Origin of the sequence: Xylophilus sp. ASV27 (genome assembly GCF_016428875.1) — a bacterium.
Taxonomy (GTDB): domain Bacteria; phylum Pseudomonadota; class Gammaproteobacteria; order Burkholderiales; family Burkholderiaceae_C; genus Xylophilus.
Genome location: NZ_JAELTO010000157.1, coordinates 1 through 7,452, shown reverse-complemented (window position 1 = coordinate 7,452; position 7,452 = coordinate 1). Strand labels below are relative to the sequence as shown.

7 protein-coding genes and 1 pseudogene are annotated in these 7,452 nt (G+C 70.8%); 6 read left to right on the top strand and 2 right to left on the bottom strand.

The genetic code is table 11. The features are described 5' to 3' along the window. Positions 1 to 120: 120 nt before the first annotated feature. Both rocF and JHD63_RS21045 read left to right on the top strand, forming a co-directional pair. Positions 121 to 912, top strand: a pseudogene (gene rocF / locus JHD63_RS21050) (arginase); the annotation flags it as partial. A gap of 114 nt (positions 913 to 1,026) precedes the next feature. Then, a complete protein-coding gene (locus JHD63_RS21045; RefSeq protein ID WP_198972757.1) occupies positions 1,027 to 2,271 on the top strand; it encodes an MFS transporter in 1,245 nt (414 codons plus the stop codon). Positions 2,272 to 2,281: 10 nt separating this feature from the next. Here JHD63_RS21045 and JHD63_RS21040 read toward each other — a convergent pair whose 3' ends face one another. Next, positions 2,282 to 2,977 (bottom strand): YggS family pyridoxal phosphate-dependent enzyme, encoded by a 696-nt coding sequence (locus JHD63_RS21040; protein WP_198972756.1) that lies wholly within the window; start codon positions 2,975 to 2,977, stop codon positions 2,282 to 2,284. Positions 2,978 to 3,018: 41 nt separating this feature from the next. Between JHD63_RS21040 and JHD63_RS21035 the strand changes: the two genes are divergently transcribed. The 4 genes from JHD63_RS21035 (at position 3,019) to JHD63_RS21020 (ending at position 7,110) form a co-directional block, all read left to right on the top strand. Further along, the gene (locus JHD63_RS21035; RefSeq protein ID WP_198972755.1) at positions 3,019 to 4,062 is read left to right on the top strand and encodes a type IV pilus twitching motility protein PilT; all 1,044 of its coding nucleotides are present in this window, start codon (positions 3,019 to 3,021) and stop codon (positions 4,060 to 4,062) included. A gap of 42 nt (positions 4,063 to 4,104) precedes the next feature. Beyond that, positions 4,105 to 4,734, top strand: coding sequence for a Crp/Fnr family transcriptional regulator (locus tag JHD63_RS21030; RefSeq protein ID WP_198972754.1), 630 nt, complete (start codon positions 4,105 to 4,107; stop codon positions 4,732 to 4,734). Between the two features lie 14 nt (positions 4,735 to 4,748). Continuing rightward, positions 4,749 to 5,885: a PilT/PilU family type 4a pilus ATPase gene (locus tag JHD63_RS21025; RefSeq protein WP_198972753.1), complete on the top strand. Its 1,137-nt coding sequence runs from the start codon at positions 4,749 to 4,751 to the stop codon at positions 5,883 to 5,885. 322 nt (positions 5,886 to 6,207) lie between these two features. Next, entirely contained in the window at positions 6,208 to 7,110 is a 903-nt protein-coding gene (locus JHD63_RS21020) for an NAD(P)-dependent oxidoreductase (protein ID WP_198972752.1), read from the top strand. Positions 7,111 to 7,191: 81 nt separating this feature from the next. On the opposite strand, the gene JHD63_RS21015 is transcribed toward JHD63_RS21020, so the two are convergent. Continuing rightward, positions 7,192 to 7,452 (bottom strand): hypothetical protein (locus JHD63_RS21015; RefSeq protein ID WP_198972751.1); only part of this gene is annotated, 261 nt, incomplete at its 5' end.

Here is a 7,452-nt window from a genome sequence, read left to right as displayed (position 1 = left end):
CCCCCCCCCCCCCCCCCCCCCCCCCCCCCCCCCCCCCCCCCCCCCCCCCCCCCCCCCCCCCCCCCCCCCCCCCCCCCCCCCCCCCCCCCCCCCCCCCCTTTTAGATGTGTATAAGAGACAGGGCTGGCGGTGAGCGACCGCGGCAACCTGGCCGGCCCGCCCACGCCCTGGAGCGCGCCGGCCGGCGGGCTGCGCCACCTCGAGGGTGTCGTGGCCTGGAACCGCGCGGTGTTCGACGCCGTGGGCGCGGCGCTGTCGGCGGGCCAGTTCCCGGTGCTGCTGGGCGGCGACCATTGCCTGGCCATCGGCTCGATCAGCGCGGTGGCGCGGCACTGCCGCGCGCAGGGTCGGGCGCTGCGCGTGCTCTGGCTCGACGCCCACACCGACGTGAACACCCCGGCGGTCAGCCCCAGCGGCAACCTGCACGGCATGCCGGTGGCCTGCCTGCTGGGCCACGGGCCGGCCGCGCTCACCGGCTGGAGCGGCGCGGCCCAGGCGTTGCGGCCCGAGCAGTTCGCCTTCATCGGCATCCGCAGCGTGGACGCGGCCGAGCGCATCGCGGTGCGGGAGCTGGGCCTGCAGGTGTTCGACATGCGCCACCTCGACGAGCACGGCATGCGCACCACCATGACCGAGGCGCTGCAGGGCCTGGACGAGCGCACGCACCTGCACGTGAGCTTCGACCTCGACTGCCTGGACCCGGCCGACGCGCCCGGCGTGGGCACCGCCGTGCGCGGCGGCCCCACCTACCGCGAGATGCAACTCTGCATGGAGATGATCGCCGACACCGGCTGCCTGGGTTCGCTCGACGTGGTGGAGATCAACCCCGCGCTGGACGTGCGCAACCGCACGGCCGAGGTCGCGGTGGACCTGGTCGCCAGCCTGTTCGGGCGCTCGGTGCTGGCGCGATGAGGGCCTGCGCATGGCCCCGTTGACGCCGCTGGCGCACCGCCTGCCGCAGCGGCCGGCCGGCACTGCGCAGCACGAAGCTAGGATCGAGCGCTTTCCCGCCTGCCTCGCCCGCCCATGACCACCCCTCTTTCCCTGCCGCCCGGCCGCGAGCGCGCCCTGCTCTGGCTGCTGGCCCTGACCCAGTTCACCATCATCATGGACTTCATGGTGATGATGCCGCTCGGGCCGCAGATCATGCAGGCCTTCTCGGTCGGCCCGTCGGCCTTCGCCACGGCGGTCTCGACCTACTCCTGGTGCGCCGGCATCTCGGGCTTCTTCGCCGCCACCTACGTCGACCGCTTCGACCGCAAGCGCCTGCTGCTGGCGGTGTATGCGCTGTTCGCGCTGTCCAACCTGGGCTGCGCGCTGGCCGACAGCTACTCCACCATGCTGCTGTCGCGCGCCTTCGCCGGCCTGACCGGGGGCGTGCTGGGCTCCATGGTGCTGTCCATCGTGGGCGACGCGATTGCGGCGGAGCGGCGCGGCGCGGCTATGGGGCTGGTGATGACCTCGTTCTCGCTCGCCGCCATCGCCGGCGTGCCGCTGGGCGTGGTGCTGGGCGCGCACTTCGGCTGGAGCACGCCCTTCTTCGTGCTGGTGCTGTTCTCGGTGCTGATCTGGCTGGGCGCGCAGCGGGTCATGCCGCCGATGACGGCGCACATCGTGCATCCGCCGGTGCCCGCGTCGCAGATCCTGCCGCAGCTGTTCGCGCTCATGCGGCAGCCGGAGCACGTGCGCGCATTCGGCCTCACGGCGCTGGTCATGGTGGCGCACATGATGCTCGTGCCCTTCATCGCGCCGGTGCTGGTGGCCAACCACGGCGTGCAGCCGGAGCAGATCTCGTGGATCTACCTGAGCGGCGGCGCGGCCACGCTGTTCACCTCGCGCGCCATCGGGCGGCTGGCCGACCGCTACGGCAAGCAGCGCATGTTCCGCATCGTGGCCCTGGCGTCGCTGCTGCCCATGATGTTCATCACCCATCTGCCGATGCTGCCGCTGCTGGCGATCGTGCTGCTGTTTCCCTGCTTCATGGTCACCGCCAACGGCCGCATGATCCCGATGCAGGCCCTGCTCACCATGGTGCCGGACCCGTCGCGGCGCGGCGCCTTCATGAGTGTGAATTCGGCGGTGCAGCAGGTGGCCACCGGTACCGGCGCGTGGCTGGGCGGACTGCTGCTGGCCAACGGCGCGGACGGCAGCATCCAGGGCTTCGGAACCAATGGCTGGGTGGCCTCGGTGCTGGTGCTGCTGGCGGTCTGCTGGGTCGGCCAGGTGCGCGCGGCGGCGCCGGGCGCCGCGCGCAGCGCCGTCGCCTCCTGAGGCGCGGAACTCACGGCGCCGGGCGCGCCCGCCCGCCGAAGATCGCCGTGCCCACGCGCACCAGGGTGCTGCCGGCCTCGATCGCGGCCTCCAGGTCGGCCGACATGCCCATGGACAGCGTGTCCAGCGGCAGGCCCTGGGCCCGCAGCGCATCGAAGAGCGCGCGGGCGCGCCGGTGCACCGCCCGCTGCGCGGCGGGATCTTGCACCGGCTCGGGGATGGTCATCAGGCCGCGCAGGCGCAGCCGGGGCAGCGCCGCCACCGCGTGCGCCAGCGCCGCCGCCTCGGCCGGGGGCACGCCGGACTTGTTGGCGCCGCCGTCGATGTCCACCTGCAGGCAGACGTTGAGCGGCGTCAGCCCCGCGGGCCGCTGCGCCGACAGGCGCTCGGCCGTCTTGAGCCGGTCCACCGAGTGCACCCAGTCGAAATGCTCGGCCGCCAGGCGCGTCTTGTTGGACTGCACCGGGCCGATGCAATGCCACTCGATGCCGGCGCCGGCCAGCGCCTGCGCCTTGGCCACGCCCTCCTGGAGGTAGTTCTCGCCGAAGGCGCGCTGGCCCGCGGCCAGGGCCTCGCGCACCGCCTCGGGGCCGAAGGTCTTGGACACGGCCAGCAGCCGCACCGACTGCGGCGCGCGGCCGGCCGCCGCGCAGGCAGCGGCGATGCGCGCGCGCAGCCTCTCGAGGTTGTTACCAATGGTTGTCATAATCCGCCAAGCGTAGCAAACGAAGCCCCAGAAGGACCCTCGTGGACATCACCCAACTGCTGGCCTTCAGCGTCAAGAACAAGGCCTCCGACCTGCACCTGTCCGCCGGCCTGCCGCCGATGATCCGGGTGCACGGCGACGTCCGGCGCATCAACGTCGACGCGCTGGACCGCAAGGCGGTGCATGCGATGGTGTACGACATCATGAACGACAGCCAGCGCAAGGCCTACGAGGAATTCCTGGAGATCGACTTCTCGTTCGAGATCGAGGGCCTGGCGCGCTTCCGGGTCAATGCCTTCAACCACAGCCGCGGGGCCGGCGCGGTGTTCCGCACCATTCCGTCGAAGATCCTGACGCTCGAGCAGCTCAACGCGCCGCGCATCTTCGCCGACCTGGCGCTCAAGCCGCGGGGCCTGGTGCTGGTGACCGGCCCGACCGGCTCGGGCAAGTCGACCACGCTGGCGGCGATGGTCAACTACCTCAACGAGCAGGAGTACGGCCACATCCTCACGGTGGAGGATCCGATCGAGTTCCTGCACGAGTCCAAGAAGTGCCTGATCAACCAGCGCGAGGTCGGCCCGCACACGCTGTCGTTCGCGGCCGCGCTGAGGTCCGCGCTGCGCGAGGACCCGGATGCGATCCTCGTCGGCGAAATGCGCGACCTCGAAACCATCCGGCTGGCCATGACCGCGGCCGAGACCGGCCACCTGGTGTTCGGCACCCTGCACACCTCGTCCGCGGCCAAGACCATCGACCGGATCATCGACGTGTTCCCGGCCGAAGAGAAGGAGATGGTCCGCGCCATGCTCTCGGAGTCGCTGCAGGCCGTGATCTCGCAGACGCTGTGCAAGCTCAAGGACGGTACGGGCCGCATCGCCGCGCACGAGATCATGCTGGGCACCAGCGCCATCCGCAACCTGATCCGCGAAGGCAAGGTGGCGCAGATGTATTCCGCGATCCAGACCGGCAACAGCATGGGCATGCAGACCCTGGACCAGAACCTGACCGAGCTGGTGCGCCGTAATCTGATCAGCGCGGCCGAGGCGCGCAGCAAGGCCAAGATGCCCGACAACTTCCCCGGCTAGACCCGCCTCGCAAGGCTTCCACGACGCCCCCCAGGAGTACGCATGAACGGCATCCTCGGGCTGCTCCGCAGCAAGACCGCCCAGAAGAACGGCGCCGACCGCCAGGACTCGGCGTTCTTCTCCACCGCCTTCGCCGACCAGGGGGTGGACCCCTCCATGCTGGCGCCGTGGGCGGCGCGCGCGGTCGAGGTCGGCGCCAGGCCCCTGCCGCCCTCGCGCGGCGTGCGACAGCTCCAGCAGCTCTGGGCGCGTGACCGCCACATGAGCCTGCTGGAGGCCAGCGCCATCGGGCGCATGGAGCGCTTCTTCGAGTTCGCCACGCTGCCGGCCGACCGCGACGTGATCCGGCAGGACGAGTACGGCAACTTCATGATCGTGCTGCTGGCCGGCAGCATTGCGGTGGACCGCACGCAGCCCTGGGGCGAGCGCCTGCGCCTGGCCGAGGCGCGCCCCGGCGACATCCTGGGCGAGATGTCGCTGCTCGACAGCGGCATGCGCTTCTCGGCCTGCGCCTCGCTCACCGACTGCGAGATCGCCGTGCTGGGCGCCGAGGCGATGGACGAGATGCTGACCACCGAGCCGGCCATGGCGGCGTGCCTGATCGCGCTGCTGGCGCGCAAACTATCGCTGCGGCTGCGCGTGGTCAGCACGCGGCTCAGCGACAACCGGTAGGGCGGAGGTACTCCATGGAACGCGACCAGGCCAGTAAATTCATCAACGACCTGCTCAAGCTGATGGTCAGCCGCGGCGGCAGCGACCTGTTCATCACGAGCGACTTTCCGCCCGCCATCAAGGTCGACGGCAAGGTGACCAAGGTGTCGCCGCAGCCCCTGGGGCCTACCCACACCCTGGCGCTGGCGCGCGCCGTCATGAACGACCGGCAGGCGGCGGAATTCGAGCGCACCAAGGAGTGCAACTTCGCGATCTCGCCCGCCACCATCGGGCGCTTCCGCGTCAACGCCTTCATGAACCTGGGCCGGGTCGGCATGGTGCTGCGCGTGATCCCGACCACGCTGCCCACCATCGACAGCCTGGGATTGCCGCAGGTGCTCAAGGAAATGGCCATGTCCAAGCGCGGCCTGTGCATCCTCGTCGGCGCCACCGGCTCGGGCAAGAGCACCACGCTCGCGGCCATGGTGGACTGGCGCAACGAGCACTCCTTCGGCCACATCATCACGGTCGAGGACCCGGTGGAGTTCGTGCACCCGCACAAGAACTGCGTGGTGACCCAGCGCGAGGTCGGCATCGACACCGACAGTTGGGGGGCGGCACTCAAGAACACGCTGCGCCAGGCGCCCGACGTGATCATGATGGGCGAGATCCGCGACCGCGAGACCATGGAGCATGCGGTCGCGTTCTCCGAAACCGGCCACCTGTGCCTGGCCACGCTGCACGCCAACAGCGCCAACCAGGCGCTGGACCGCATCATCAACTTCTTCCCCGAAGAGCGGCGCGCGCAACTGCTGATGGACCTGTCGCTGAACCTGCGCGCGATGGTCTCGCAGCGGCTCGTGCCCAAGCAGGACCTCAAGGGCCGCGCCGCCGCCGTCGAGGTGATGCTCAACACGCCGCTGATCTCCGACCTGATCTTCAAGGGCGAGGTCACCGAGATGAAGGAGATCATGAAGAAGAGCCGCAACCTCGGCATGCAGACCTTCGACCAGTCGCTGTTCGACCTGTACGAAGGCAACGTCATCGCCTACGAGGATGCGCTGCGCAATGCGGACTCGCTCAATGACCTGCGGCTGCAGATCAAGCTCAACAGCCAGCGCGCGAAAAGCTCGGACCTGGCCGCCGGGACCGAGCATTTCGCGATCGTCTAGCACACCCCCAGGCTGCGCGCTGCGCGTCTTCGCCTCCCCCTCAAAGGGACACATCCTGCGGACCGGCGCAGCCGGTTGCGCGGATGTCCGCGCCCGGCCTGCTCCGCGGCCTTCCGTGCTTTCATGCCTGGTTTTCGGCGTCGTCCGACACGGCTGGGTCTTGGCACTGTGATAGTCTCTTTTCTCGTTCCGGACGCAGCGGACGCGAAGGAAGAAGAAGCGTCGATCCAACGACACCGCCGATAAGCACGGGCCTCCTTCGCGTCCCCTGCGCCTGACCGCGCGGCCCGTCCATGCCGCGCGGCGCCACCATTCCCCCGCCATGTCCACGCTCAATCCCAAGACCTACTCTCCCGTTGCCGCGCACCGCGTCGCCTTCCTGGGCCTCGGCGTCATGGGCGCCCCGATGGCCGGGCACCTGGCGCGCGCGGGCCACCAGGTCACCGTCTACAACCGCACCGCGGCCAAGGCGCGGGCCTGGGCGCAGGAGTTCGGCGGCGCGCATGCGGCCACGCCGCGCGAGGCGGTCCAGGGGGCCTCGATCGTGTTCTGCTGCGTGGGCAATGACGAAGACCTGCGCAGCGTCGTGCTGGGCGATGACGGCGCGTTGGCCGGCATGGCGCCGGGCGCCGTGCTGGTGGACCACACCACCGCCTCGGCCGACGTGGCGCGCGAGCTGTATGCGGCGGCGCGCGGGCGTGGCCTGCATTTCATCGACGCCCCGGTCTCCGGCGGCCAGGCCGGCGCCCAGAATGGCGCGCTGACCGTGATGTGCGGCGGCGACCAGGACGCCTTCGACACGGCCGCGCCGGTGGCCGCGGCCTTCTCGCGCGCCTTCACCCGCATGGGCGACAGCGGTGCCGGCCAGTTGACCAAGATGGTCAACCAGATCTGCATCGCCGGCCTGGTGCAGGCGCTGTCGGAGGCCATCGCCTTCGGCCAGAAGGCCGGCCTGGACATCCCGGCGGTGCTGGACGTGATCGGCAAGGGCGCGGCGCAGAGCTGGCAGATGGACAACCGCGGCAAGACCATGGCGGCCGGCCAGTTCGAGTTCGGCTTTGCCGTGGACTGGATGCGCAAGGACCTGGGCCTGGTGCTGGACGAGGCCGCGCGCAACGGCGCGCGCCTGCCGGTCACGGCGCTGGTGGACCAGTTCTATGCCGACGTGCAGCAGATGGGCGGGCGGCGCTGGGATACGTCGAGCCTGATCGCGCGGCTCAGGTAGCGCACACGCACTGCTATCACTTCAATAGCATGAAGCCCAGGTACGGCCTGGGCTTCATGCATTTTTCGCTTGGATTCCGGGTCAGCGCACGGGCGTGACCACCGTGGCGGCGGGCGCGTCGGACACTGGCGCGGTCGCGCTCGCGGCCGGCGCGGCGGTGGCCGGCGCGGCGGTGGCGGGCTGTCTCTTATACACATCTGACGCTGCCGACGAAGAGAACCTAGTGTAGAGGTGGGTGGGGGGGGGGGGGGGGAAGGGGGGGGGGGGGGGGGGGGGGGGGGGGGGGGGGGGGGGGGGGGGGGGGGGGGGGGGGGGGGGGGGGGGGGGGGGGGGGGGGGGGGG